Source organism: Gordonia sp. DT30, assembly GCF_049844915.1.
Taxonomy (GTDB): Bacteria; Actinomycetota; Actinomycetes; order Mycobacteriales; family Mycobacteriaceae; genus Gordonia.
Window position 1 is genome coordinate 135,936 of the sequence record NZ_JBNCLY010000003.1, and the last position, 24,312, is coordinate 160,247.

Here is a 24,312-nt window from a genome sequence, read left to right on the forward strand (position 1 = left end):
GCTCATTCTGCATCACGTCGAACACGGTAGGACTGCGGATAGTGCAGAGTCAAACTCACTCCCACCCCGTCCCACATCTTGGGAACACACTGGTCTGTGCTGCGCAGGCGCTCTAGGGCAGCCGACGGTCGGATGCCACAATGGTGAGGTGTCCCGTTCTTCCTCCGGCGCCCGGTCGTCCACACCGTCGGTGTCATCCTCCCCAGCGTCACCCCCGGCAGCGTCACCCCCGGCAGCGTCACCCTCGGCAGCGTCACCCTCGGCAACGTCACCGGATTCGGCACCGAAGCCGTCCGGTCAGCAGTCGGACGAGATCGAGCTGCCGCAAGAGTTCAAGCTGAGCAGACTCGCGTACTTCGCGGTACCCGCGACGTTCCTGGTGGCGCTGTTCATCGCCGGGGCCAATGTGGCGTGGTTCGGCTGGACGTTCGTGGTCCCGGTACTGCTCGCCGTATGGATCTGGCGGATCAAGACCGTTGTGACCCAGAACGGACTGCGCGCGGTGGGCACCTTCGGGACCCGCGAGGTCGTGTGGCCGGAGATCGATGGCCTCCAGTTCAGCCGTTGGGGTCCGGTGCGCGCAGTTCTCGCCGACGGCGGCCGGGTCCGGCTACCGGCGATCACCTTCCGGGACATGCCGCGACTTTCCGCGGCCAGCGGTGGCCGGGTCCCCGACCCGTTCGCCGAGGCACCGGCCGCACGCTGAAGGGCGCCACCTCCGGTCGGTGACCGCCGACGCATGGCCGGTGACCTGCAGGTGAACACCGCCGGCCGCCGACACGTGCCGGGTTGGGGTGACTGCCGTGCCGCAGACGACGAATCCTCACGAGTTCGCAGACCTGATCGATGCGGGCCGGCTCGGCGAGTGCACCATGGCGGCGACGGTCGGCGGGGTGATGCCGATGATCGCCAAGGCGGTGCTGGACATCTGAGCCGGCACCGGCGCGAACGGTTTTGTCGGCGTATGTCAGCGGGGAGTAACGTTGGCGCGGCAGATCGTCCACGCCACCGTGTCGACGGTCGCAGTCAGCGCAGGCCGGAGATGTCACGCCCATCCGTGACGGTCGACCGGAATCCGTTCGCGAATATCCGCAGCGATTCGTGCGTTGACCCCGAGTCTGTCCCGTGCGCGTCGCCCCGCGCGCTGAAGCGAAACCGATCGAGGAAATCTCATGCCACCTTTGCGGTCACGAACCACCACCGTCGGACGAGAAGCCGCCGGAGCCCGTTCCCTGTGGCGGGCCACCGGGATGACCGACGACGACTTCGGCAAACCGATCGTCGCCATCGCGAATTCGTATACGCAGTTCGTGCCCGGCCACGTGCACCTCAAGGACGTGGGTGAGATCGTCGCCGACGCGGTCCGCGCGGCCGGTGGGGTGCCCCGCGAATTCCACACCATCGCCGTGGACGACGGCATCGCGATGGGCCACGGCGGCATGCTCTACTCGCTACCGAGCCGCGAGATCATCGCCGACTCGGTCGAATACATGGTCAACGCGCACACCGCCGACGCGTTGGTGTGTATCTCCAACTGCGACAAGATCACTCCCGGCATGCTCAATGCCGCGATGCGCCTGAACGTCCCGACGGTCTTCGTCTCCGGAGGACCGATGGAGGCGGGCAAGGCCGTCGTCGTCGACGGTGTCGCGCAGGCTCCCACCGACCTGATCACCGCGATCTCGGCGAGCGCCAACTCCGCGGTCGACGACGACGGACTGTCCGAGGTCGAGCGTTCGGCGTGTCCGACGTGTGGGTCGTGCTCGGGAATGTTCACCGCCAACTCGATGAACTGCCTCACCGAGGCTCTCGGTCTGGCGTTGCCGGGCAACGGGTCGACGCTGGCCACCCACGAGGCACGCCGGTCGTTGTTCGAGCGGGCCGGCCGGGTTGTGGTCGAGGCCGCCAACCGGTGGTACCGCGACGACGACGCGTCGGTGCTGCCTCGAAATGTCGCCACTCCCAACGCATTCCGTAACGCGATGGCACTCGATGTGGCCATGGGCGGGTCGACCAACACCGTGCTGCACATCCTCGCCGCCGCGCAGGAGGGTGAGATCGACGACTTCGACCTGTCGGTCATCGACGAGATCAGCCGCGGTGTGCCGTGTCTGTCGAAGGTCGCTCCCAACTCCGACTACCACATGGAAGACGTCCACCGGGCCGGTGGCATCCCGGCCATCCTCGGCGAACTCCGGCGGGCCGGACTCATCGACGACACCGCCTCGACGGTGCACTCCCCGACCATCGGGCAGTTCCTCGACGAGTGGGACATCCGCAGCGGAACCGCCTCGGACGCGGCGCTCGAACTCTTCCATGCGGCGCCCGGCGGCGTGCGCACCACGACGCCGTTCTCGACCGACAATCGTTGGAGTTCCCTCGACACCGACGCCGCGGGGGGATGTATCCGGGACCACGCGCACGCCTACACCGCCGAGGGGGGGCTGTGTGTGCTCAAGGGCAATCTCGCCGAGGACGGCGCTGTCCTCAAGACCGCGGGCATCGACGAGGAACTGTGGCATTTCGAGGGCCCGGCGCGGGTCGTCGAGTCACAGGAAGATGCCGTGCAGGTCATCCTGTCGAAGACCCTGCAGGCCGGCGAGGTGCTCGTCATCCGTTACGAAGGCCCGTCGGGCGGGCCGGGAATGCAGGAGATGTTGCACCCCACCGCCTTCATGAAGGGCACCGGCATGGGCCGCAAGTGCGGTCTGATCACCGACGGGCGGTTCTCCGGCGGGTCGTCGGGGCTCTCGGTCGGGCACATCTCCCCCGAGGCCGCCGCCGGTGGTGTCATCGGCCTGATCGAGGACGGCGATCCGATCCTGATCGACGTCGCGACCCGCACACTCGCGGTCCGCGTCGACGACGAGGTGCTCGCCGAGCGGCGGGCGAAGATGGAGGCCTCCGAACGCCCCTGGCAGCCGAAGGATCGTGAGCGCACCGTGACGACTGCATTGCGCGCCTACGCGAAGCTGGCCACCTCGGCCGACAAGGGCGCGGTCCGCAAGGTCGACTGACCCGGCACCGGCGGACCTCTACTGCGCAGCGGTGGACATTTCTTTCCCTTCCGAGAGAGATGTCCACCGCTGTCGGCGTATCGGGGGGCCGATCAGCGCGGGTTGCCCGGCGACTGCAGCGGGTTGGTCCCGTTGAACACCATCCAGACCGCCACCGCGGCGCCGATTCCGACGATCAGCCAGGCCACCGACCCGAGGAAGGGCCGACGCGCCCAGCGGCGTGGCGCATCGAACGAATACAGTCCCGGCCCGGTGAGGATGAGGGCCGCCGCGGCGACGGCCAGAACCAGCTCGTATTCGATGCCACCGCCGGGGGCGAAGAACAGGAAGCCGCCACCGGACAGCGTCGTCCGATAGGCGGCGGCGAGCAGCATCACCGCCAGGACCGCGCAGGCACCGATCGGCGTGAACAGACCGAGGATCACCATCGCGCCGCCGATCGTCTCCGACAGCGCGCCGACGATCGCGAGCGGCCGCGCCGCGTCGGCGTTGAAGCCGATCGCCGGATTCGCGTTGTTCACCAGCATGTCCTGGTAGCCCGACAGGCCCGGCCCGCCCCACAGGCCGAACAACTTCTGCAGGCCGTGGGCGAGCGCGACGCTCCCGATGGCCAGACGAAACAGCAACAGTCCCAGGTCCAGGGTGCCGCGCGGCGCGCGGACCGGCGCCTCCGGCTGATCCCGATAGGTCTCGTCGCGGCCGCCCTGCCCGGGCTTCTCCCAATCGGTCTCATCCCGGCCGGGCCCCACCTCCGGCTCGCCCAGTGCCATCGTGACGGGCAGCGGTTCCTCGTCGTGTCGCAGGCCGCGGGTGGCGTCGTCGGGTTCGGAGGGCTGGGCACGACGGGTACGAGACAGTTCGGGAAAGGTCGCCTCGACCGAGGGGATCGGTGGTGCGGGGTCCAGCTTGGCCGTGGGGGGCTCGGCAGGCGTCGGGGTGGGCCCTGCGGTCTCGGTCGGTGCGGTCGGCGCCTCCGACGGCCCCGGGTCGTCGGCTGATCCCCGGACGTGTGGAGGTGGCATCGGCGCCGGGTTGCGCCGGCCCGACGAGGGCGGCGGCACCCCGATCGGGGTGGTCTCGATCTCGCCGGGGTCGAGGTCATCGAGTGAATCCACCCGCGACAACCGGCCCAGCCTGCGACGGTGCCGTTCGTAGAACGTGTCCCGGTCGGCGTCGCTCATCTCGGGTACGCGAAACGCTCCCGTCGGCTCGTCGTACGGGCTCGACGGCTGGAACGTCTGATCCGGCGGGTCGGAAGGTTCGCGATCGCTCACCTGGCCGATGCTAGAGGTTTCCGGTCGGTGAGCGTCCGATCGCCGCGCGGTCCGCGCAACCCGATCGCCTACTGTGGTGGGCATGCGACAGGGGCGGCGAACTCATCGACGACGGGCCGGGGACGGCCCGCACCGCGCGCCGATCGCGGCGTCGCGCGTCCGGCTCGGGGCGCTCGCCGGCGCGATCATCCTCACGTTGAGTGTGGCCGGTTGCGCCGATTTCTCGCAGCAGGACCGCGAGCAGGCAGCGGGTCAGTTCAGCGCGAACAACGAGTCGTTCCAGATCCAGTCGACGCCGCCGCAGTCGACACCGCAGAACCCGACCAGCGCGCCCCCACCGCCGCCCGGACCATGCGTGGACCCCGACCCCGCGGTGATCGCCACCTGCCTGGCCTCCACCGGCGGACTGCGCGCCGGCGACGACGAGGGCGCGGTCACCATCGTCGCCGAACGCACCACCGGCAAGATCGTCACCACCAAACGGTATGGGCCACAACGAGTTGTGGCGTCCTTCGATGTGGACGGTTCAGGTGACGGCGGACTCGTCGACTTTGCGTTCTCGCCGACCTATCAGCAGGATCAACTCATCTACGCACTGATCACCACGCCCACCGACAATCGGGTCGTCCGGCTCGCTCCCGGCGACGTGCCCAAGCCGATCCTCACCGGAATCCCCAAGGGCGCCACCGGCAACATGGGCGCACTGCTCTTCGCCTCGCCCACCCAGCTCCTCGTGGCGACCGGCAATGCAGGCGACCCCGCGGCCGCGAACGACCCCGGCTCACTGGCCGGCAAGCTGCTCTCGCTCACCGACCTGTCGTCGGGCACCACCGCCCGCCCCAAGGTCCTGACGTCGGGTCTCGGTTCGAATGTCGCGTTGTGCCCGGGGTCGTCGGGGGCGCTGTACATGTCGGATCAGGGGCCCACCGAGGATCGGCTGCAGTCGGTGGACGGGTCCGGCGCGGCGACGGTCCTGTGGACGTGGCCGGACAAACCGCAGATCGCCGGCTGCGCGGCCACGGCCGGACAGATCTTCGTCACCGAGACCCGCACGCAGCGCATCGAGGCCATCAACCAACCGACGCGCCAACGGCCCACGATCAACCCGCCGGTCCTGGTGCTGGAGAAGCGCTACGGTGCGCTGGGCCGGATCACGGCGGTCGGCACCGACACCGGGCGACTGCAGGTCGCCACCGTCAATCACGATCACGGACAACCGGTTCCGGCCGACGACCGGGTCATCTTCATCTCGCCGCCACCGCCTGCCGGCTCCAACGCCTGACGGGCGAGGGGTGCGGCGGGCAAGACTTACTGGCAGGCCGCGAGCACCAGCTCCTGGACACGAGCCGGGTCGGCCTGACCGCGCGTGGCCTTCATGACATCACCGACGATCTTGCCCGCGGCCTTGACCTTGCCGCCCCGGATCTTTTCCACGATGTCGGGGTTGGCGGCGAGCGCCTCGTCGACGGCCTTCTGCAGTGCCGAATCGTCGCGCACGACCTCGAGGCCGCGGTCGGCGACGATCTGTTCGGGGTCACCCTCACCGTCGAGGACGGCCACGGCGACCTGCTGGGCGAGCTTGGTGGTGAGTGTGCCGGCATCGACGAGACCGATGACGGCCGCGACCTGTGTCGGGGTGATCGGCAGGTCGGCCAGTTCGGTGCCACGTGTATTGGCCTGTTGGGCCAGGAACGAGACCCACCATCCGCGGGCGGCCTCGGGGGCTGCGCCCTCGTCGACCGTCGCGATGATGAGATCGACGGCACCGACGTTGACGAGGTCACGCATCACCTCGTCGGAGACGCCCCACTCCTCCTGGATACGTGCCCGGCGCACCCAGGGCAGTTCCGGCAGGGTCGCGCGGATCTCCTCGATCCACTCCGCGGCCGGACGCACCGGTGGCAGGTCGGGCTCCGGGAAATAGCGGTAGTCCTCGGCGGTTTCCTTACGACGTCCGGGCGAGGTGGTGCTGTCGGTCTCGTGATAATGGCGGGTCTCCTGGATGATCTCGCCCCCGGTCACCAGCACTGCCGCCTGCCGCCGCATCTCATAGGTCACCGCGAGCTCGACGCTCTTGAGCGAGTTGACGTTCTTGGTCTCGGTCCGGGTACCGAATTCGGTGGCGCCCTTACGCATCAGCGACAGGTTGGCATCACAGCGCAGCGAACCCTGATCCATTCGTACGTCGGAGACCCCGAGCGATTTCAGCAGGTCACGCAGCGCGGTGACGTAGGCGCGGGCGACCTCGGGGGCCCGTGGCCCGGCGCCGACGATGGGCCGCGTCACGATCTCGACGAGCGGGACACCGGCGCGGTTGTAGTCGAGCAGGGAGTGGTCGGCGCCGTGGATACGGCCCGCGCCACCGATGTGCAACGACTTCCCGGTGTCCTCCTCCATATGCGCGCGTTCGATGTCCACGCGCCACGTGGTGCCGTCGGCGAGGGCCACGTCGAGATACCCGTCGTGGGCGATCGGCTCGTCGTACTGGCTGATCTGGTAGTTCTTCGGCTGATCCGGATAGAAGTAGTTCTTGCGGGCGAACACACTCGACGGGCGGATCGAGCAGTTGAGTGCGAGCCCGATGCGAATCGCATATTCGATGGCCTTGGCGTTGACCACCGGCAGCGAACCCGGCAGTCCGATACACACCGGGCACACCTGGATGTTGGGGTCGGCACCGAAAGCCGTCGGGCACCCGCAGAACATTTTGGTGGCGGTGCCGAGTTCGACGTGGACCTCCAGGCCCATCACCGGGTCGAAGTCGGCGATGACCTGGTCGTAGTCCATCAGTTCGGCAGCTGCGGCAGTCATGGCCGTCAGTTTATGCGGCCCGGGGACCGCGGAGGTACCGGGGACGCCGCGCCGGGTCAGCCGAAGATGACGCGGACTTCCTGATACTGGTCGAGCGGCACGGTCTTGGGATTGGCGAGCGCCTCGTCGAAGGTGATGCGCGCCATCTCGGTGCCGCGCAGCGCGATCATGTGACCCCACGCCTTGTCGGCGACCAGATCGGCGGTGGCCATCCCCATCCGGGTGGCCAGCACGCGGTCGAAGGAGGTGGGCGTCCCGCCGCGCTGGATGTGACCGAGCACGGTGGCCCGGGTCTCGATCCCGGTGCGCTCCTCGATCATCGGTGCCAGCACCTCGCCGATGCCACCGAGGCGGGGACGGTTGAAACCGTCGAGCCCCTTGGTGGAGTGCGCCTCGCCCATGTCGGGCAACGTGAATCCCTCGGCGACCACGACCATCGGTGAACGCCCGCGGTTCTTGACGCTGGTCACCCAGGCGCAGATCTGATTGATGCTCTCCGGCTGCTCCGGGATCAGAATGGCGTGCGCACCCCCGGCGATCCCCGAGTGCAGGGCGATCCAGCCGGCGTGGCGTCCCATCACCTCGAGGACCATGCACCGCTTGTGCGAGTTGCCGGTGGTCCGCAGCCGGTCGATGGCCTCGGTGGCGATGTTGACCGCGGTGTCGAAGCCGAAGGTGTAGTCGGTGGCGTTGATGTCGTTGTCGATCGTCTTGGGGACTCCGACGATGTCGATGCCGTCCTCGTAGAGACGTTTCGCGGCCGACGCGGTGCCCTCGCCGCCGATCGCGATGACGCCGTCGATGCCGAGATTCTTCAGGACCCTCTTGATGTTCTCCGGGCCGCCGTCCGGTTCGGAGTACGGCCCGAATCGGCTGGTGCCGAGGATCGTGCCACCCTCATGCGAGAGTCCGCGTACCACCGACCGGTCGAGATCGATGATGTCGCCGTACACCAGCCCGTACCACCCGTCGCGGAAACCGACGAACTCCTGCCCGTAGACCGTCTCGCCCTTGAGTACCGCCCCGCGGATCACCGCGTTCAGTCCGGGGCAGTCGCCACCGGAGGTGAGAATCCCGAATCGCTTGGCCATACGCTGTGCCCCTCCTGCCGCGTCGAATCGCCACTGCCGACGACCACCTCTGCATACGGCACTCAATCTAGTGCCGGCGACGCACTCGTGCCGTCCGACGGCGGCCGACGCGGCGGCGGGGGCGGTACTACTTCAGTCCGTTCTCGTAGGCGAAGACCACGGCCTGGGCGCGGTCGCGCAGCGACAACTTTGCCAGGACACCGCTGACGTGGGTCTTCACGGTCTGCTCGGCGACGAAGAGGTCGGCGGCGATCTCCTGATTGGACTTGCCCTCCGCGACGAGGTCGAGCACCTCACGTTCCCGCGGGGTCAGCGCGTCGACGGCGGCGGGCATACGCGGACGTGGCCGGCGGCCGGTGACCTCGCTGATGAGCCGCCGGGTGATCGACGGCGCCAGCAATGCCTCGCCCGCGGCCACCACCCGCACCGCGCGGACGAGTTCGTCGGCCGGCGCGTCCTTGAGCATGAAGCCCGACGCACCGATCCGCAGCGCCTCGTACACATAGTCATCGATGTCGAAAGTGGTCAGCATGAGGACCTTGGTGCGGCCGGCCGTACCGTCGGCGGGCAGCTGCGCCGCCTCGGCGCCACGCGCACCGAGGATCTGGGCGGCCGCCCACAACCCGTCGCGCCGTGGCATCCGCACGTCCATCAGCACCACGTCGGGATGCACCCGGCGACACAGTTCGACGGCGTCGACACCGTCGGCGGCATCGCCGAGGACCGACAGATCCGGTTGTGCGGCAAGCAGTGCCGAGAATCCTTGACGGACCATGGCCTGGTCATCGGCGACGACGAGCGTGATCGGCACGGCCGCAACGTTACCCGTTGCTACCGCGGCCGACGGCCGGCGCCCCGGCCGGCAGTCCTACCGGCACCGGCACGTGACCGCGGGCGGCGGCCGGGATGAGTGCACGGACGACGAATCCGCCGTCGGCGGTCGGGGTCGCGGTCAACCACCCGGCCACCGCGCGCGCCCGGTCGGTCATGCCTGCGATACCCACCCCGGCACCGGACAGATGCAGCGGCGGATCGGTGGGAGCGGTGTTGGTGACGATGATTCCGGCCGCCGCACCCCCGTCGCCGTGCTCGCCGGCGACTCGTTCACCGACCTCGGCTTCGCCGGTCGCCGGTGTCAGGCGCACGTCGATGAGTCCGCCGGGCGCGTGGCGGGTCGCATTGGCGAGGGACTCCTGCACGATGCGGTAGATCACCAGCGCCGACGATTCGGCGAACAACGCGTGATCGAGTCCGTCGTGGAACGCGATCTGTGCGCCGGCGCGGCGGGTCTGGGTGATCAGTGAATCCACCTCGGACAGACCGGGACTCGGCGCGGCCGCGGCGGCCGAGCCGTCGACGCGCAGGACCCCGAGCAGCTGACGAACTTCGTCGAGGGAGGTGCGGGCCGCCTGTGCGATGGCCTCGAATTCACCCGCACAGTCGTCGTTGACCTCGGGCAGCCGGTAGCGGGCGGTCTGCGCCATCACCACGACCATCGACATGCGGTGGGCCACGACGTCATGCAGGTCGCGGGCGATGCGCGCGCGTTCCTGCAGGACCGCCGTCGTCGATTCGGCGACCTTGGTCTCCTCGGTCCGGACGGCGAGTTGCCGCCGCGACGCGAGCAGCCCCCGCAATAGCGCCACCACCACGGCCAGGAAGGTCAGACCGACCACCCACCCGGCACGGGCGTCGGGCGGTGCCGCGAGCGCGAGCACCACCGACGAGCAGATCCAGACCGGGGCCAGCAACCGCAACGGGCACCGCAGGTAGGCCATGAAGGTGAGGATCAGGAACGAGATGATGTGGGTGACCTGGATGGTCCATGGCCAGCCGTGGGCGGTCGGTATCACCAGGCCGATGACCTGAGCGCCGACCACCGAGATCGCCCACCCCAGCATCGGCGCGCTCCACGCCATCGCCAGCGGCCAGGACGCGACTGCCGCGATGACGGGCCAGGCGTAGGCAGGCAGGTCGTGTGTCGCCGGCACCGTCGGCCAGGCCACCGAGTAGAGCACCCCGGCGAAGACCAGGAAAAACCAGTTACCCGGGGACCGGAGGTAGCGCTGCACCCCCGGATGCGTCGCCACGGGAAGCGTGCGCAATTCGTCGACGGCCGCATCGCGCGCCGTGTGGACCCACCGTCCCAACATGTGATCACCTCGCGGTCCACGCTATGCGGGCCGGACGGGAAAGTCCTCATACCCGAGAGTGGGATCGCGGCCCTACCGACGGACTACGCCCATCGGTGGGTACCGACTGTTCGGGTGAGCACGGTCGGTTCTCGCGGCCGATGTGGCTCGGTGCCTACCGTTCATAGCGTCACGGCATGACTTCCGAAGATTCCTCGTACACATGGCGGCGGGCGGCATTGCGCCGGACCGTCTGGCTGCTGCTGGGTCTGGCCGTGATCGCGGTCCATATGATGTCGGCCGGTCGCGCGCCGGCCACCGCCGACGCCGGGACCCCCATCGGCGCGAACGCGGCGGCCCAGACGCTGCAAACCCTCGTCGGCCCTCGGCCCGAGGCCACAATACGTTATCTGCCGGCGGATTTCGCGACGGTGATGGGTTACCGTCCACGACTCGACGGCGCCTATCCGATCAACCCCGACGGCGGCTGTTCTTCACCGATACCGTTGCCGACACGATTCGAACCGGCCTGCCGCACACACGACTTCGGCTACGACCTGTTGCGATATGCGCAGCGCACCGGAAAGCCGTTGGGGCCGTGGGCGCGTCCGGCCCTCGATCACATGCTCGTCGAACGGATGCGCGCGCTGTGCCATGATCCGGCGTGCGGGACGGCCGCCGAACTCGCCGGCGCCGCGCTGGCGGTCAACACGTGGCGTCAGCACTCCGGGCCGCCGGCGGCGTCGGAATCGATGACCACGATCGTGGCCTCGACCGCAGTCCGGGTGATCGCCGAAATCGGTGGCGGCGTGGGTGGTTCACGATGAGCATCACGCCACCCTCCGCACGGATCAGCATCGGCGCGACGATCGGTTCGGCGATCGCGTTGTGGCCCGCCTCGTTACCCCGCGGCCCCGTGCCTGCGATACTGCTCACCGCCGCCTGCGTTCTGGTCGCCACCACCGTGGTACGTCTGTCCGGCACCGCACGCCCGGGTAGCCGCGTGTTCGGGTGGTCGGCGGCGGCGATGTTCGCGGTCGTCCTGGTCGCGGGTGCCGTGATGGACGTGCTGTGGCAGAACATTATTCGTGTTGACGCGGGGACGACAACCATCGGGGCCGGATACGGTGCGGGACTCGTCGCGGCCGGGGCCGCCGGCATGGCGGCCGTCACCTGGTTTCCGCGGCGAACCGCGATCGCCGCGCTGGCCGCGCTCACCGTCACCGGTTTGTTCGCGTCACCGGCCGCCTCGGCGGCTGCCACGCAGAGTGACCGCGCTTCCGATACCGAGGTCGCGGCGCGCGCTCTCACCGACCGCTGGTTGCACGCGGACGGGCTGCACAAGGGCGCGGTGGTGATCGCGGTCCCCACCGGCTCGGGGTGGGTGGATCCCGAGGCGACGACGGCGCTGCGCGCACGGCTGCACGGTGACGTGGCATTCCTGTCACTGCCGTACGCGTCGACCGCGTCGTGGCGGGTCTTCGTCACCGATCGGGAGGCGGCAGGCAATTCGGCGATCGCGGTGCTGCGCCGGGTACTCGCCGCGCGCGACACCCTGCCCCCGACAGCATCACGGCCGAAGGTGTACCTCTACGGGCAGAGTCTGGGTGCGCTGGGCGCCGACCGGGCCAGAGCCTGGGCCGAGGCACATCATCCGGGCGCGGTGACCGGCACCGTGCTTGTGGGCGTGCCCGCCGACACCGTGGATCCGCACGGCGGCGCCGGCGCCCGGATCGTCCTCGCCAATGCCTCCGACCCGGTCACCCGGTGGTCGTTGGCGTCGCTCTGGCGACCGCCGAGCCGGCCCGATGAGACCCGGACCGTGGGACGCGCGGTACACCGCCCACCGTGGCTGCCGGTGGTGTCCTTCGTCCAGACCTCGGTCGATCTGCTCGCCTCGCTCGACGGACCCGACGGCACCGGCCATCACTACGGCCCCGAGCAGGGGGTCCTTCCGTAGTGGTGGCCGTTCGCCCCGGTCAGCCGATCGGGCCGCGGGCCGCCTCGTAGGCGGCGCCCACGCGGTAGAGGCGATCGTCGGCGAGCGCCGGGGCCATGATCTGCAGACCGACCGGCAGTCCGTCGTCGGACGACAACCCCGACGGCACCGACATCGCGCCGACACCGGCGAGATTCACCGGCAGTGTGGCGAGGTCGAACAGATACATCGCCAGCGGATCGTCGACCCGCTCGCCGATCGGGAATGCGGTGGTGGGGGTGGTCGGCGAGACCAGCACGTCGACGTTCCCGAAAGCCGCGGTGAAGTCACCGGCGATGAGCGTGCGGACCTTCTGCGCCTGACCGTAGTAGGCCTCGTAGTAGCCCGACGACAGCGCGTAGGTCCCGATCATGATGCGGCGCTTGACCTCTGGGCCGAATCCGGCCTCCCGGGTCAGCGACATGACCTCCTCGGCGCTGTGGGTGCCGTCGTCGCCGACCCGCAGGCCGTACCGCATGGCGTCGAAGCGCGCGAGATTGCTCGACACCTCGCTCGGCAGGATCAGGTAGTACGCGCCGAGCGCGTAGGTGAAGTGCGGGCAGGAGACCTCGACGACCTCGGCACCGCGCGCCGAGAGTTCGGCGACCGCCTGCTCGAAGGACGCCAGCACCCCGGGCTGGTAGCCCTGACCCTGCAATTCGCGGACCACGCCGACGCGTACGCCGGTCAGGTCGCCCTCCGCGCCGGCCCGCGCCGCGGCGACCACATCGGGGACCGGCACGTCGATGGAGGTGGAATCGCGCGGATCGTGCCCGGCGATGACCTCGTGCAGCAGCGCGGTGTCGAGGACGGTGCGCGCACACGGCCCGCCCTGATCCAGCGACGACGCGCAGGCGACCAGGCCGTAACGCGAGACGGTGCCGTAGGTCGGCTTGACGCCGACCGTCGCGGTGACCGCCGCGGGCTGGCGAATGGAACCGCCGGTGTCGGTGCCGATGGCCAGCGGTGCCTGGAACGAGGCGAGCGCTGCCGCGCTGCCACCGCCGGAGCCACCGGGAATCCTGGTGACATCCCACGGGTTTCGCGTGACCTGATAGGCCGAGTTCTCGGTGGAGCTACCCATCGCGAACTCGTCCATGTTGGTCTTGCCGAGAATCGGGATACCCGCCGCGCGCAGCCGAGCGGTGACGGTCGCGTCGTAGGGCGGCACCCAGCCCTCGAGGATCTTCGAGCCGCACGTCGTGGGCGCGTCGGTGGTGGTGAAGACATCCTTGAGCGCGATCGGGACGCCGGTGAGCGCCGACGGTGCCGTACCGGCCGCGATCGCGTCGTCGGCGGCCTTGGCCGCGACCAGCGCCTCGGCGCCACTGACGTGCAGGAACGCACCGAGTTGATCGTCGATCTCGGCGATGCGATCGAGATGGGCCTGGGTGACCTCGACCGAGGACACCTCACGCGCGGCGATCTTCGCCCCGAGTTCGGCCGCGCTGAGCCCGGTGATCTCGGTGGACGTGCGGGTCGACGGGGTCGCGCTGCTCATTGTTCCTCCCCCAGGATCTGCGGGACCGCGAAGCGATCCTGCTCGACGGCCGGCGCACCGGAGAGCGCCTGTTCGGTGGTCAGTCCCGGCACCACGACGTCGGCGCGCAGCACATTGGCCAGTTCGGCCGGATGCGCGGTCGGCGGCACGTCGTCGGCGGCGACCTCGGATACCTGTGCGACGTGAGTCAGGATCGAATCGAGTTGCTGCGCATAGACGTCGAGTTCGTCGTCGCTCAGGGCCAACCGCGACAGCCGCGCCAGATGCGCGACCTCGTCACGCGTGATCGCGGATCCGGTGGTGGCGGACCCCGAGGTGACGGGCCCCGAGGTGACGGGCCCCGAGGTGGTGGACTGGGACGTGGCGGACTGGGTGGTGGCGGACTGGGGGTCCACTGGCATGTCGATGGTGTCCTTCCTGCCCGACGGCAACGCACCCAGCCTAGACGTCGCGCCACCGCCGGCTGCGCGCGCGTACACTCGCCGCCGTGATCATCGTCACCAGTAACGACATTCCCGGTTATCGCATCGGACACGTCTTCGGCGAGTGCTTCGGGCTCACCGTTCGTTCCCGCAACATCGGATCGAACATCGGCGCCGGATTCAAGGCGATGGCCGGCGGCGAACTGAAGGGCATCACCAACCTCCTGCACGAATGCCGCGAAGAGGCACTGGGCCGGCTGTCGGCGGAGGCACAGCAGAAGGGCGCCAACGCCGTGGTCGCGTTCCGCTTCGAGACCACCGAATTCGGCGGCAGTGGCATCGAGGTGTGCGCGTACGGGACCGCGGTGGGTATCGAACCGCTGAACCGACCTTGACCAGCGGCCTCGCTGCCGGTCGCCGGGCGCTCGACGCCCGCGGCCAGCGGCACCGCGCCGGCGGTGGAACAATGTCGGTCGTGTCCTACCTGCTTCGGGTGTACCTCGAGGACCGGCCCGGCAGCCTCGGCCTCCTCGCCGTTCAACTGGGGTCGGTCGGCGCCGACATCCTGTCGCTCGAGGTCGTCGAGCGCGGTGACGGCTACGCCGTCGACGATCTTGTCGTCGAGGTGGCTCCCGGCTCGCTGCCCGACACGTTGATCACCGCCGCCGAAACGGTCTCCGGTGTCCGGGTGGATTCGATCCGCCCGTACTCGGGTGTGCTCGACACCCATCGGGAACTGGAGTTGGTCGACCAGGTCGCGGCGACCGACGACGACCGCCTGCAGACCCTCGTCGACAATGCGCCACGTGTACTCCGGGTGTCGTGGGCGACCGTGATCACCCGCGCCTCCGGTGGGGTGCTGCAGCTGTTCGGCAGTTCCGGTGCACCCGAGACCCCGCTGACCACCGCCGACTGGCTGCCACTGGAGCACGCCGCCCAGCTCGACCCGGAAGCCGACTGGGTACCGCAGGCCTGGCAGGAGATGGACACCCGGCTGGCGGCTGCCCCACTCGGCGACGGCGCGAAGGCAATCCTGTTGGGGCGCATCGGCGGACCGGACTTCCGGCCCTCGGAGATCGCCCGGCTCGGCTATCTCGCGGGCATCGTCTCGACGGTCCTGCGCGCGGAGAGCTGAGCGGCACGATGGCCGAGCTCACGCTGATACTCGGCGACATCACCGGTCAATCGGTGGACGCCATCGTCAACGCCGCCAACTCCGGTCTACTCGGAGGCGGCGGGGTCGACGGGGCGATCCATCGCCGGGGCGGCCCGGCGATCCTCGCCGAGTGCCGGGACCTGCGTGCGACCCGCTATCCGGACGGCCTTCCGGCCGGGCAGGCGGTGGCGACCACCGCCGGCGACCTCGATGCCCGCGCGGTCATCCACACCGTCGGTCCCGTCTATTCGACGACCACCGACCGCTCACCGATCCTGGCGTCGTGCTATCGCGAATCCTTGCGCGTCGCAGATGATCTCGGGCTCGTATCGGTGGCCTTCCCCGCGATCTCCACCGGCATCTACGGCTGGCCGATCGACGACGGCGCCGGCATCGCGGTCCGCACGGTGCGGGCCTCGCAGACCTCGGTCGCCGATGTCCGCTTCGTCGTCTTCGACGATCGCGCCCGCGCGGCATTCGCCGACGCCCTCGGTTGACCTGCCGCCCTCGCCGCTGCCCCGGGCGTCACGAATAGTCGCGCAACGTCATGAGGAAACCGGCCACCGCGACCACTGCGGCGACGACGTACACGATCACCTGCACCCACAGTGCGGGGTCGGCGCGGTACACGAAGAACGCCACGAGCAGCGCCGCGACGATCATGACGCCCCCGTAGACCGGGGTGCGCCGGGGATGATCACCGCGGGCCATTGTCCGACCTCACCGGCTGTCCGACCTCACCGGCTGTCCGACCTCACCGGCGCGGGTACTTGTAGAACCCTTCGCCGGTCTCGACACCGAGCTTGCCCTTGTCGATGTAGTTGTCCTTGAGGTACTTCGCGAACTGCTTTTCCTTCTCGGTGCCTACCGCCGCGATGTTGTACGCCGTCGTCAGGCCCACGACGTCGAAGATCTCGAACGGGCCGTCGGGCGCGCCGGTCGCGATGCGCCACGTCTTGTCGACCATGTCCGGTTCGGCGATGCCGTCGGCGACGAGTTCGCCCGCCGCGTTGAGGAACGGTACGAGCAGCGAGTTCAGCAGATACCCGGCCTTCTCCTTCTTGATCTCGATCGGCACCATCCCGATCTGCGACGCGAACCGCACCACGTCGTCGTAGACGGCGGGGTCGGTCTTCTCGGTGCCCATCACCTCGGCCGTGTTGTGCGACCACACGTGGTTCGCGAAGTGCAACGCGAGGAACTTGGCGGGCCTACCGGTGAACTCCATCAGGTCGCTCGGCAGGAGCGTCGACGAGTTGGTCGCGAACACGGTCTTCGCCGGTGCCGCCTTGCCGAGCTCGGTGTAGGTGTCGCGTTTGATGTCGATGTTCTCCGGGACCGCCTCGATCACCAGGTCGGCGTCGGTGGCGGCGTCGGCGAGATCGGACGAATACCGGATCCGCTTCAGTCCCGCGTCGGCCTTCCCGTCGGCGGCACCGTCGACCTCCTTGGTGTATGTGCGGGCCAGGTCGGAGAACCGGGATCGCCCCGCGTCGAGGGCCTTGTCACTGATGTCGTAGACGGTGACGTCGAACCCGCTGTAGGCCGTCTGGAAGGCGATCTGCGAGCCCAGCACGCCGGTGCCCAGCACGGTGATCTTGTGGAACTCGGTCATGGCGTTCCCTTTCGCCGGATCGGTGCGTTCCTTCCCAGCGTGCCAGATACCCGGTGGCGTCGAGGTCAAACCGTCGACGCCTGCCTGCGGTCATTCCCGGATCGTCATACGCGCCACCTTGGCGCCATCGAGGGTGTAGGTGAACGTCGACGGACCGTTGAATCCGTCGCCGCCCACCGTCACCCGCACGACGACCGTCGTGTCGTCGGAGAGTTCGGCGGAAACGACGTCGAGCGTCAGATTCTTACCGATGTACTCGGCGTCACTCCATCCGGTGATGGCCTCCGGGCCGGTGAAGATCCTCCCCCAATCGTCCACCGCCCCATCGGGAGTGAACGTGGCCAGGAAGGCGTCGAGGTCGCCGGCATCGGTCGCGTCGATCGACGCCTGCACCGGTTGTGGCAATGCTTCGGTCATGGTTGCTCCTCGCAGTGGGCCCGCCGGGTCAGCGGGTGGTGTAACCGCCGTTGGCGAACAGGGTCTGACCGGTGATCCAATGCCCTTCGGCGGCAAGGAATGTCACGATCGGCGCGATGTCCTCGATCGTGGTCAGTCGACCGCCCATCGCCTGGGACTTGTGGAACTCGACCCGTTCGGGGGTTTCCTGCGGATAGAAGAACGGGGTGTCCATCGGCCCGGGGGCGATGGTGTTGACGGAGATGCCGCGATCGGCGAACTCCTTGGCGGCCGCGTGGGTGAAATGTTCGACGGGGCTCTTGCTGCCCGCATACGTCGAGTATCCGTCGGTGAACGCGGCCAACAAAGACGTGACGATACCGATCAGCGAACCGTTGTCGGACAACCGCTTTCCGGCCTCGGAGATGAAGAAGAACGCGGCCTTGGAGTTGATGTCGAACATCGAATCATATTCGGCCTCGGTGATCTCGACGATCGGCTTGCGCAGCACCTTGCCCACGGTGTTGACCGCGATGTCGACCCCGCCGAAGGACTCCACCGCCTGATCGAAGAGGGCGGTGACGGCGTCGGGCCGGGTGAGGTCACCGGCGACGGTGATCGCTTTGGCGCCGAGCGCCTGGATGTCGGCGGCGGTCTTCTCGGCGTCGGGCCGCGACGACTCGCCGTGGTGATGGACGACGATGTCGGCACCGAGTCGTGCGAGCTCGAGGCTGATCAACCGGCCGAGGTTCTTGGCTCCGGCGGCCACGACGGCGGTCTTGCCGTGCAGGTCACGCTGCGGAGTCGTAGGTTGCGTCGAAGTGCTGGTCATCGGACACCTTCCGTAGTCGGGCGGCGCGTGCCATCTCGGGCAGCACGCTCCCGGTCGCGATGCGCGACCGGATACCTGACATCGACGCTAAGAGCGAATTCATACAAACGCTAACGAAGATATTTGGATTCCGATCAAGTATGGTTTGTGTATGGCTGAGCTCTCCACCTCACTCGAGACGCTGCCGATACCGGACATCCGCCGACTCGAACAGTTCGTGGCGGTCGCCGAGTCGGACACCCTCGCGGTTGCCGCAGCCCGGTTGTTCGTGACACAGCAGGCCCTGTCCACCGCCATCCGTCGGCTGGAAAGCGAACTGGGCGTGACCCTGTTCGACCGAGAGCATCGGGGTCTGACGCTGACACCCGCCGGCGTGGAGTTACTGCGCAATGCGCGCCCGCTGCTGACCGGCGCGCGGCATCTGACCCGGTCGGTACGTGCGGTGGCCGCGCAGCAACCACCGGCGTTCGTCGTGGGCCATTCCCCGGCGCTGTCGGGCGCCGAGGTGTTCTCGATCATCGAACCCGCCCTGGCGCGCCACCCCGACATCTCGGTGACCGCACGGCCGGTGTTTCCCGCCGAGTTCGTCGACGACCTGCGCAGCGCGCGCGTCGATCTGGTCCTGCGGCGCGGCATCGACACCCCCGACGAGGTCACCTCCACCGTGGTCGGCTATCAAGAGCTCCGGCTCGCGGTGACGTCCGATCATCCCCTGGCGACGCTGGACAAGGTCCACATGTCGCAGGTGGCCGGTCATCCGGTGATCGTGTGGGCACCCGAACGGCATTCGTACTACACGGATTTCCTCGTCGCCCATTGTCGGCGTTCGGGTTTCGAGCCGAACCTGCGGATCGACCGCGTGCAGGGCACCCCACCGACCACCGCGGTACTCGTCGACCTCACCGCATGCGCATTCGTGACCGCGCCCGCCGGTCCGGCGCACGGCGGCCGGGTGATCGTGAAGGAGTTCACCGATCCGCCGTTCACACCGGTCCAGGCGCTGTGGCTCTCACACACCCTGTCCGACTTCCGGACCGACATCCTCAACTCGGCGCCGGATCGCCTGTCTCCAGAAGGCGCTTGAATCCGGCCTCGTCGAGGATCGGCACGCCGAGTCCTTCGGCTTTGTCGGCCTTGGTCCCGGGTGAATCCCCCACGACCACATAGTCGGTCTTCTTCGACACCGATCCCGACGCCTTGCCGCCGCGGGCGAGGATCGCCTCCTTGGCGCCGTCGCGGGAGAAGTCCTGCAATGATCCGGTGACGACGACGGTCTTGCCCGCCAGGGTGCGCTCGATCGACTCGTCGCGTGCGTCCTCCATGGAAACGCCTGCGGCGCGCCACTTCTCGACGATCTCGCGATGCCAGTCGACCGTGAACCAGTCGTGGATGCTCTGCGCGAGGGTTGCGCCGAGTCCCTCGACGTTCGCGAGCGCCTCGGTGTCGGCGTCCTCGATGGCCTGTAGCGAGCCGAATTCGGTGGCCAGCGCGCGCGCTGCGGTCGGGCCCACATGCCGGATCGAGAGCCCCACCAGAACTCGCCACAGCGCAACGTCTTTGGCCTTGTCGAGGTTGGCGAGCAGGCGTTTGCCGTTGGCCGAGAGCGCACCGTTCTTGGTGGTGAACAGCTCGGTCCGGATGAGGTCGTCGGCGGTCAGGGAGAACAGGTCGCCCTCGTTGGCGAGTACCCCGGCCGACAGCAACGCGGTGGCCGCCTCGTAGCCGAGGGCCTCGATGTCGAAGGAGCCGCGCCCGGCGAGATGAAAGAGCCGCTCGCGCAGTTGCGCCGGGCAGTTCTCGGCGTTGGGGCACCGGATGTCGACGTCACTGTCCTTTTCCGGGCGCAGCGGTGTCCCGCATTCCGGGCACCGCTCCGGCATCACGAATGCACGCTCGGTGCCGTCGCGGAGGTCCACGACGGGCCCGAGCACCTCGGGGATGACGTCGCCGGCCTTGCGGATGGTCACCGTGTCGCCGATGAGCACACCTTTGCGTTTGACCTCCGACCCGTTGTGCAAGGTGGCGCGCGCGACAGTGGAGCCGGCCACCAGGACCGGCTCGAGCACCGCGTACGGAGTGACCCGGCCGGTGCGCCCGACGCCCACCTCGATGCCCAGGAGCGCGGTGGTGACCTCCTCCGGCGGGTATTTGTAGGCGATCGCCCAGCGCGGCGCCCGCGACGTCGCACCGAGGCGACGCTGACAGGTGACGTCGTCGACCTTCACCACGATGCCGTCGATCTCGTGCTCGACGTCGTGGCGGTGTTCGCCCCAGTAGGCGATCTTGTCGAGGATCGCATCGGCTCCGCTGACCTTGGTGGTGTGCGCCGACACCGGCAGCCCCCACGCGCCCAGCGCCAGGTAGGCGTCGTGCAGCGAGTCCGGTCGCCAGCCCTCGGTGTGCCCGATGCCGTGGCAGATCATGCGGAGTCGGCGGCGTGCGGTGATCTGTGGATTCTTCTGCCGCAACGAGCCGGCCGCAGAGTTGCGGGGATTGGCGAAGGGCGGTTTGCCGTCGGCGACGAGTGCGGCGTTGAGCGTCGCGAAGTCCTCCAACCGGAAGAACACCTCACCGCGGACCTCGAGCACATGCGGAACCGGATGATCGTCGGTGCCGGACAAGCGCTGCGGGATGTCCTCGATGGTGCGGGCGTTGAGGCTGACGTCCTCGCCGGTGCGTCCGTCCCCACGTGTCGTCGCATGATCGAGCACGCCGTCGCGGTACACCAGTGCCAGCGCCACGCCGTCGATCTTGAGCTCACACAGATACTCCGTGCCCGCCCCGACCTCCTCCTCGACACGCGCTACCCACGTCCGCATCTCGTCGGCGTCGAACACGTTGTCCAGCGACAGCATTCGCTCGAGATGATCGACCGGGGTGAACGCGGTGGAGAAGCCGCCGCCGACGAGTTTGGTCGGCGAGTCCGCAGTGGCCAGCCCGGGATGTGCGTCCTCGAGTTCTTGCAGTCGCCGCAGCAACCTGTCGAACTCGCCGTCGGAGATGGTCGGCGAATCTTTGACGTAATACCGGAACTGATGCTCACGGATCTCATCGGCCAGCGTCGACCACTGCTCCCGGGCATCGGCGTCCGGTGCGCCTTCGGTTCGGACCTGATCTGGTTCTGCCACGCACCGAGGGTATCGAAATGCCCCGACACCTTCTGCCACAAGATCTGATCGCTTCGTCGCGCCGGCCGCCCCGCCGGGTAGCGTCGGTGTCCGACCCGGAAGCGCCGTACCGAGGAGAGCCCCCGTGCCGCACCCCATCATGTTCGACGACGCCGACCCCTTCTTGATCCGGGTCCGCGAGATCGCCTTGGCCTTTCCCGATGCCACCGAGGTCGTCGCGCATGGGCGGCCCACCTTCCGATGCCGCAAGATGTTCGGCAACTATGGCGGCGGGGAGAAGGGCGGGGTGCGCCACGACCAGTCGCTGCTGTTCGTCCCCGATCCCGCCGAACGCACGCCACTGTTGAGCGACTCCCGGTTCTTCGTGCCCGCCTATCTCGGCGCGTATGGCTGGCTCGGGCTCCTACTCGACGACTCGACCGACTGGCCGGAGGTGTGGGAGTTGCTCGACGCGAGCTACCGGCAGATCGCACCGAAGCGGTCGATCGCGAAACTCGATGTCCGATAAGCGAGAATTGCGCGCTGCCGGCCTTGTCCATCACGCCTGAACGCTCGTCAATCCCGCCTGAACTCCCCGCATCACCGACTACAGTGAGTCGGGCGAGAAGCGAGATCTCAACGTAAGCAGGAGATTCGGGCATGGCCACCTCATCCGCCCCGCGAGAACGTCTCACCGCCGATCAGCGCAACTCCTTTGCGGCGGCATACCTCGGTTGGGCGATGGACGCCTTCGATTACTTCCTCGTCGTCCTCACCTACGCCGACATCGCCAAGGACTTCGGCGTGCCGCTCGAGCGGATGGCCCTCATCACCACGATGACGCTGATCATGCGTCCGGTGGGCGCGTTCATCTTCGGGCTGTGGGCCGACCGCAAGGGCCGGCGTATCCCGCTGATGACCAATGTGGCGTTCTACAGCGTGATCGGATTCCTCTGCGCCTTCGCGCCCGGTTTCTGGGTCCTGATGGTGCTCCGGATGCTCTACGGCATCGGGATGGGCGGCGAGTGGGGCCTTGGGGCGGCGCTGGCGATGGAGAAGATCCCCACGTCCCGGCGCGGGTTCTTCTCCGGGTTCCTGCAGAGCGGCTACTCGATGGGCTATCTCGTTGCCGCACTGGCTTTTCTGGTTCTCAACACCTGGCTTGGGCTGAGTTGGCGCTGGATGTTCGCGCTGTCGATCATCCCGGCGCTGATCAGCCTGCTCATCCGGGCCCGCGTCGAGGAATCGCAGGCGTGGAAAGCCACCCGCGATCGGGTGAGACAGACCAAGACGACAGCCCGCGAGATCTGGTCCAGTCCGACCATCTGGCGCCGCTTCATCTTCTTGGTGCTGTTGATGACGGCGTTCAACTGGATGAGCCACGGCACCCAGGACGTCTACCCGACGTTCCTGAAATCGACGCACGACTCGGGTGCAGGCCTCGCCGCGAGCACCGCCACGTGGATTGCGGTGCTCTACAACATCGGCGCGATCATCGGTGGGCTGACCGCCGGTGCCCTCTCGGAGCGGTACGGACGCAAGATCCTGATCATCGCGTGCGCGATCCTCGCGCTGCCGATCATCCCGCTGTTCGCCTATTCCACAACCGCCGGCGCCCTCGCGCTCGGTTCCTTCCTGATGCAGGTGATGGTCCAGGGCGCGTGGGGGGTGATCCCGGCGCACCTGACCGAACTGTCGCCCGATGAGATCCGCGGGTTCTATCCGGGGGTCACCTACCAACTCGGGAACTGTCTGGCCGCCTTCAATCTGCCCATCCAGGAAGCGATTGCGGGATCGCACGGATACCCGTTCGCGCTGACAGTGACCATCGTCCCGGTCCTCATCGCAGTCATCGTGTTGACCGCGATCGGGCGCGAACGCAAGGGCGTTCGGTTCGGCAGCGACCAGAGCAGCGTCGAACGCACCACCTGACGCGCCGGTTCCCGGTCAGAGTGCCTGTGGGTCCGCGGCCAGCAACTCCCCGGCACGTGCGCAGATACCCAGCGCGGTACGCGCCCAGTCCGGCGCCGCGCCGGCCAGACCACACGTCGGGGTGACGACGATGTTCTGCGCCAGCACTTTTCGTGGGAGCCCGATGCGATCGGTCAGTGCCGCGAGCCCGGTGGCCACGGTTTCCGCGCGAGCCCGCCGGTCCTCCCGATCGGCCGGCAGCACCCCCGCGACGAGCACGTCACCACGGTCGATGAGCACACCGATCCCGTCGAGGGTCACACGATCGAGGTTCTCGAGGTCGCCGAGGACACGGGTCACGTCGACCCCGTGGCCTATCCCGGGCAGTGCCTCGATCAGATCCCAGCGCGGTTGCCCGCAGTTGTGCACGATCATCGGCACACCGACCCGCTCGGCCACCGAGCGCAGCGCCTCGGCGACGTCGGTGAGCGCGATCGGCGGGATCACATCAAAACGGGTCAACGGCGGCACCGTGCCGTCGATCACCGCGCCCACCATCGGTTCGTCGAGTTGTACGATCACCGTGGCACCGAGGCGCCGGTTGACCTCGGCGACGTGCTCGACGAGACCCTCGGTACCCGAGTCGACGAGGTCACGTAATGCGCCCCGATCGCGAATTGCCTTGTGCCCGTTGACCAATTCGATGGAAGCGCCCAGCGTGAAGGGACCGGCGACCTGCACCTTGACCGGCCGGCCGGTACCGATGAATCCGGCGTTGTCCCAGACCTCCTCGATCGCGTCGAGGTCGGCGCCGAGGAATCCGCGGGCGCGCCGGGCGACCGACGAGCCGCGCGAACCCAGCCGGTAACCCCAGGTCGCCGTGTCGATCGGCATGTCGACGAGCAACGCCGCCATCCGGCCGATCATGTCGGCGCCGATCCCGCGTCCGGGTAGTTCGCCCAGATACGCGAGGTCGAGTTCGCCGTTGATCACCGTGGCGGTCTCGGGCGCGTCGACGCCCGGCATCGAGCCGATACCCGTTCCCACGCCCGTGGGCAGAGCCGTCATC

At 68.4% G+C, this 24,312-nt stretch carries 26 protein-coding genes; 12 read left to right on the forward strand and 14 right to left on the reverse strand.

Features of this window, described 5'->3' with window-relative positions; translation table 11 throughout:
• Window positions 1-190 precede the first annotated feature (190 nt).
• The 3 genes from ACLQ3C_RS04345 (at window position 191) to ilvD (ending at window position 3,017) form a co-directional block, all read left to right on the forward strand.
• The gene (locus tag ACLQ3C_RS04345; protein ID WP_425703762.1) at window positions 191-706 is read left to right on the forward strand and encodes a PH domain-containing protein; all 516 of its coding nucleotides are present in this window, start codon (window positions 191-193) and stop codon (window positions 704-706) included.
• A 97-nt stretch (window positions 707-803) separates the two neighbouring features.
• A complete protein-coding gene (locus ACLQ3C_RS04350; protein WP_425703763.1) occupies window positions 804-932 on the forward strand; it encodes a hypothetical protein in 129 nt (42 codons plus the stop codon).
• A gap of 240 nt (window positions 933-1,172) precedes the next feature.
• On the forward strand, window positions 1,173-3,017 hold the full coding sequence (gene ilvD / locus ACLQ3C_RS04355; protein ID WP_425703764.1) for a dihydroxy-acid dehydratase: 1,845 nt from the start codon (window positions 1,173-1,175) through the stop codon (window positions 3,015-3,017).
• Between the two features lie 92 nt (window positions 3,018-3,109).
• Here ilvD and ACLQ3C_RS04360 read toward each other — a convergent pair whose 3' ends face one another.
• Window positions 3,110-4,291: a DoxX family protein gene (locus tag ACLQ3C_RS04360; protein WP_425703766.1), complete on the reverse strand. Its 1,182-nt coding sequence runs from the start codon at window positions 4,289-4,291 to the stop codon at window positions 3,110-3,112.
• 82 nt (window positions 4,292-4,373) lie between these two features.
• Here ACLQ3C_RS04360 and ACLQ3C_RS04365 point away from each other — a divergent pair, with 82 nt between their 5' ends.
• The gene (locus ACLQ3C_RS04365) at window positions 4,374-5,573 is read left to right on the forward strand and encodes a PQQ-dependent sugar dehydrogenase (protein WP_425703768.1); all 1,200 of its coding nucleotides are present in this window, start codon (window positions 4,374-4,376) and stop codon (window positions 5,571-5,573) included.
• Window positions 5,574-5,599: 26 nt separating this feature from the next.
• On the opposite strand, the gene gatB is transcribed toward ACLQ3C_RS04365, so the two are convergent.
• The 4 genes from gatB to ACLQ3C_RS04385 all read right to left on the reverse strand — a co-directional run bounded on the left by gatB (window position 5,600) and on the right by ACLQ3C_RS04385 (window position 10,346).
• Window positions 5,600-7,102, reverse strand: coding sequence for an Asp-tRNA(Asn)/Glu-tRNA(Gln) amidotransferase subunit GatB (gene gatB, locus ACLQ3C_RS04370; RefSeq protein WP_425703770.1), 1,503 nt, complete (start codon window positions 7,100-7,102; stop codon window positions 5,600-5,602).
• Between the two features lie 56 nt (window positions 7,103-7,158).
• Window positions 7,159-8,193, reverse strand: coding sequence for a 6-phosphofructokinase (locus ACLQ3C_RS04375; RefSeq protein ID WP_425703771.1), 1,035 nt, complete (start codon window positions 8,191-8,193; stop codon window positions 7,159-7,161).
• A 127-nt stretch (window positions 8,194-8,320) separates the two neighbouring features.
• Entirely contained in the window at window positions 8,321-9,004 is a 684-nt protein-coding gene (locus ACLQ3C_RS04380) for a LuxR C-terminal-related transcriptional regulator (RefSeq protein WP_425703773.1), read from the reverse strand.
• A 10-nt stretch (window positions 9,005-9,014) separates the two neighbouring features.
• Window positions 9,015-10,346: a sensor histidine kinase gene (locus ACLQ3C_RS04385; RefSeq protein ID WP_425703775.1), complete on the reverse strand. Its 1,332-nt coding sequence runs from the start codon at window positions 10,344-10,346 to the stop codon at window positions 9,015-9,017.
• A gap of 176 nt (window positions 10,347-10,522) precedes the next feature.
• On the opposite strand from ACLQ3C_RS04385, the gene ACLQ3C_RS04390 reads away from it, so the two are divergent.
• Window positions 10,523-11,152: a hypothetical protein gene (locus ACLQ3C_RS04390; RefSeq protein ID WP_425703777.1), complete on the forward strand. Its 630-nt coding sequence runs from the start codon at window positions 10,523-10,525 to the stop codon at window positions 11,150-11,152.
• Window positions 11,149-12,285, forward strand: coding sequence for an alpha/beta-hydrolase family protein (locus ACLQ3C_RS04395; protein ID WP_425703779.1), 1,137 nt, complete (start codon window positions 11,149-11,151; stop codon window positions 12,283-12,285). Before ACLQ3C_RS04390 ends, ACLQ3C_RS04395 begins: the two co-directional genes overlap by 4 nt.
• 19 nt (window positions 12,286-12,304) lie before the next feature.
• Here the strand turns inward: ACLQ3C_RS04395 and gatA are convergent, their stop codons facing one another.
• On the reverse strand, window positions 12,305-13,804 hold the full coding sequence (gene gatA / locus ACLQ3C_RS04400) for an Asp-tRNA(Asn)/Glu-tRNA(Gln) amidotransferase subunit GatA (protein ID WP_425703781.1): 1,500 nt from the start codon (window positions 13,802-13,804) through the stop codon (window positions 12,305-12,307).
• Window positions 13,801-14,091: an Asp-tRNA(Asn)/Glu-tRNA(Gln) amidotransferase subunit GatC gene (gatC, locus tag ACLQ3C_RS04405; RefSeq protein WP_425703979.1), complete on the reverse strand. Its 291-nt coding sequence runs from the start codon at window positions 14,089-14,091 to the stop codon at window positions 13,801-13,803. Before gatC ends, gatA begins: the two co-directional genes overlap by 4 nt.
• A gap of 200 nt (window positions 14,092-14,291) precedes the next feature.
• Here gatC and ACLQ3C_RS04410 point away from each other — a divergent pair, with 200 nt between their 5' ends.
• The 3 genes from ACLQ3C_RS04410 (at window position 14,292) to ACLQ3C_RS04420 (ending at window position 15,879) form a co-directional block, all read left to right on the forward strand.
• Window positions 14,292-14,621 carry a YbjQ family protein gene (locus ACLQ3C_RS04410; protein ID WP_425703783.1) on the forward strand — a complete coding sequence of 110 codons (330 nt, stop codon included), beginning with the start codon at window positions 14,292-14,294 and terminating at the stop codon, window positions 14,619-14,621.
• A gap of 71 nt (window positions 14,622-14,692) precedes the next feature.
• Complete coding sequence (locus tag ACLQ3C_RS04415) at window positions 14,693-15,361, forward strand: amino acid-binding protein (RefSeq protein WP_425703785.1); 669 nt, start codon at window positions 14,693-14,695, stop codon at window positions 15,359-15,361.
• Between the two features lie 8 nt (window positions 15,362-15,369).
• Entirely contained in the window at window positions 15,370-15,879 is a 510-nt protein-coding gene (locus tag ACLQ3C_RS04420; protein WP_425703787.1) for an O-acetyl-ADP-ribose deacetylase, read from the forward strand.
• 28 nt (window positions 15,880-15,907) lie between these two features.
• Here ACLQ3C_RS04420 and ACLQ3C_RS04425 read toward each other — a convergent pair whose 3' ends face one another.
• The 5 genes from ACLQ3C_RS04425 to ACLQ3C_RS04445 form a co-directional block, all read right to left on the reverse strand.
• Window positions 15,908-16,093 carry a hypothetical protein gene (locus ACLQ3C_RS04425; protein WP_425703789.1) on the reverse strand — a complete coding sequence of 62 codons (186 nt, stop codon included), beginning with the start codon at window positions 16,091-16,093 and terminating at the stop codon, window positions 15,908-15,910.
• A gap of 43 nt (window positions 16,094-16,136) precedes the next feature.
• Entirely contained in the window at window positions 16,137-16,997 is an 861-nt protein-coding gene (locus ACLQ3C_RS04430) for a 3-hydroxyacyl-CoA dehydrogenase (protein WP_425703791.1), read from the reverse strand.
• A 90-nt stretch (window positions 16,998-17,087) separates the two neighbouring features.
• Window positions 17,088-17,414 carry a nuclear transport factor 2 family protein gene (locus tag ACLQ3C_RS04435; RefSeq protein ID WP_425703793.1) on the reverse strand — a complete coding sequence of 109 codons (327 nt, stop codon included), beginning with the start codon at window positions 17,412-17,414 and terminating at the stop codon, window positions 17,088-17,090.
• 28 nt (window positions 17,415-17,442) lie between these two features.
• Entirely contained in the window at window positions 17,443-18,225 is a 783-nt protein-coding gene (locus ACLQ3C_RS04440; protein ID WP_425703795.1) for an SDR family oxidoreductase, read from the reverse strand.
• Entirely contained in the window at window positions 18,185-18,328 is a 144-nt protein-coding gene (locus ACLQ3C_RS04445) for a hypothetical protein (RefSeq protein WP_425703797.1), read from the reverse strand. The genes ACLQ3C_RS04440 and ACLQ3C_RS04445 overlap by 41 nt, the downstream gene beginning before the upstream one ends.
• Window positions 18,329-18,376: 48 nt before the next feature.
• Here ACLQ3C_RS04445 and ACLQ3C_RS04450 point away from each other — a divergent pair, with 48 nt between their 5' ends.
• Window positions 18,377-19,309, forward strand: a complete 933-nt coding sequence (locus ACLQ3C_RS04450) for a LysR family transcriptional regulator (RefSeq protein ID WP_425703799.1) — start codon at window positions 18,377-18,379, stop codon at window positions 19,307-19,309.
• On the opposite strand, the gene ligA is transcribed toward ACLQ3C_RS04450, so the two are convergent.
• Window positions 19,269-21,353 carry an NAD-dependent DNA ligase LigA gene (gene ligA / locus ACLQ3C_RS04455; protein ID WP_425703801.1) on the reverse strand — a complete coding sequence of 695 codons (2,085 nt, stop codon included), beginning with the start codon at window positions 21,351-21,353 and terminating at the stop codon, window positions 19,269-19,271. The genes ACLQ3C_RS04450 and ligA overlap by 41 nt on opposite strands.
• Window positions 21,354-21,477: 124 nt before the next feature.
• On the opposite strand from ligA, the gene ACLQ3C_RS04460 reads away from it, so the two are divergent.
• Both ACLQ3C_RS04460 and ACLQ3C_RS04465 read left to right on the forward strand, forming a co-directional pair.
• Window positions 21,478-21,861: an MmcQ/YjbR family DNA-binding protein gene (locus tag ACLQ3C_RS04460; RefSeq protein WP_425703803.1), complete on the forward strand. Its 384-nt coding sequence runs from the start codon at window positions 21,478-21,480 to the stop codon at window positions 21,859-21,861.
• Window positions 21,862-21,992: 131 nt separating this feature from the next.
• Complete coding sequence (locus ACLQ3C_RS04465) at window positions 21,993-23,264, forward strand: MFS transporter (RefSeq protein WP_425703805.1); 1,272 nt, start codon at window positions 21,993-21,995, stop codon at window positions 23,262-23,264.
• Window positions 23,265-23,279: 15 nt separating this feature from the next.
• Here ACLQ3C_RS04465 and ACLQ3C_RS04470 read toward each other — a convergent pair whose 3' ends face one another.
• Complete coding sequence (locus ACLQ3C_RS04470; protein ID WP_425703807.1) at window positions 23,280-24,311, reverse strand: vitamin-B12 independent methionine synthase; 1,032 nt, start codon at window positions 24,309-24,311, stop codon at window positions 23,280-23,282.
• Window position 24,312: the final 1 nt, after the last annotated feature.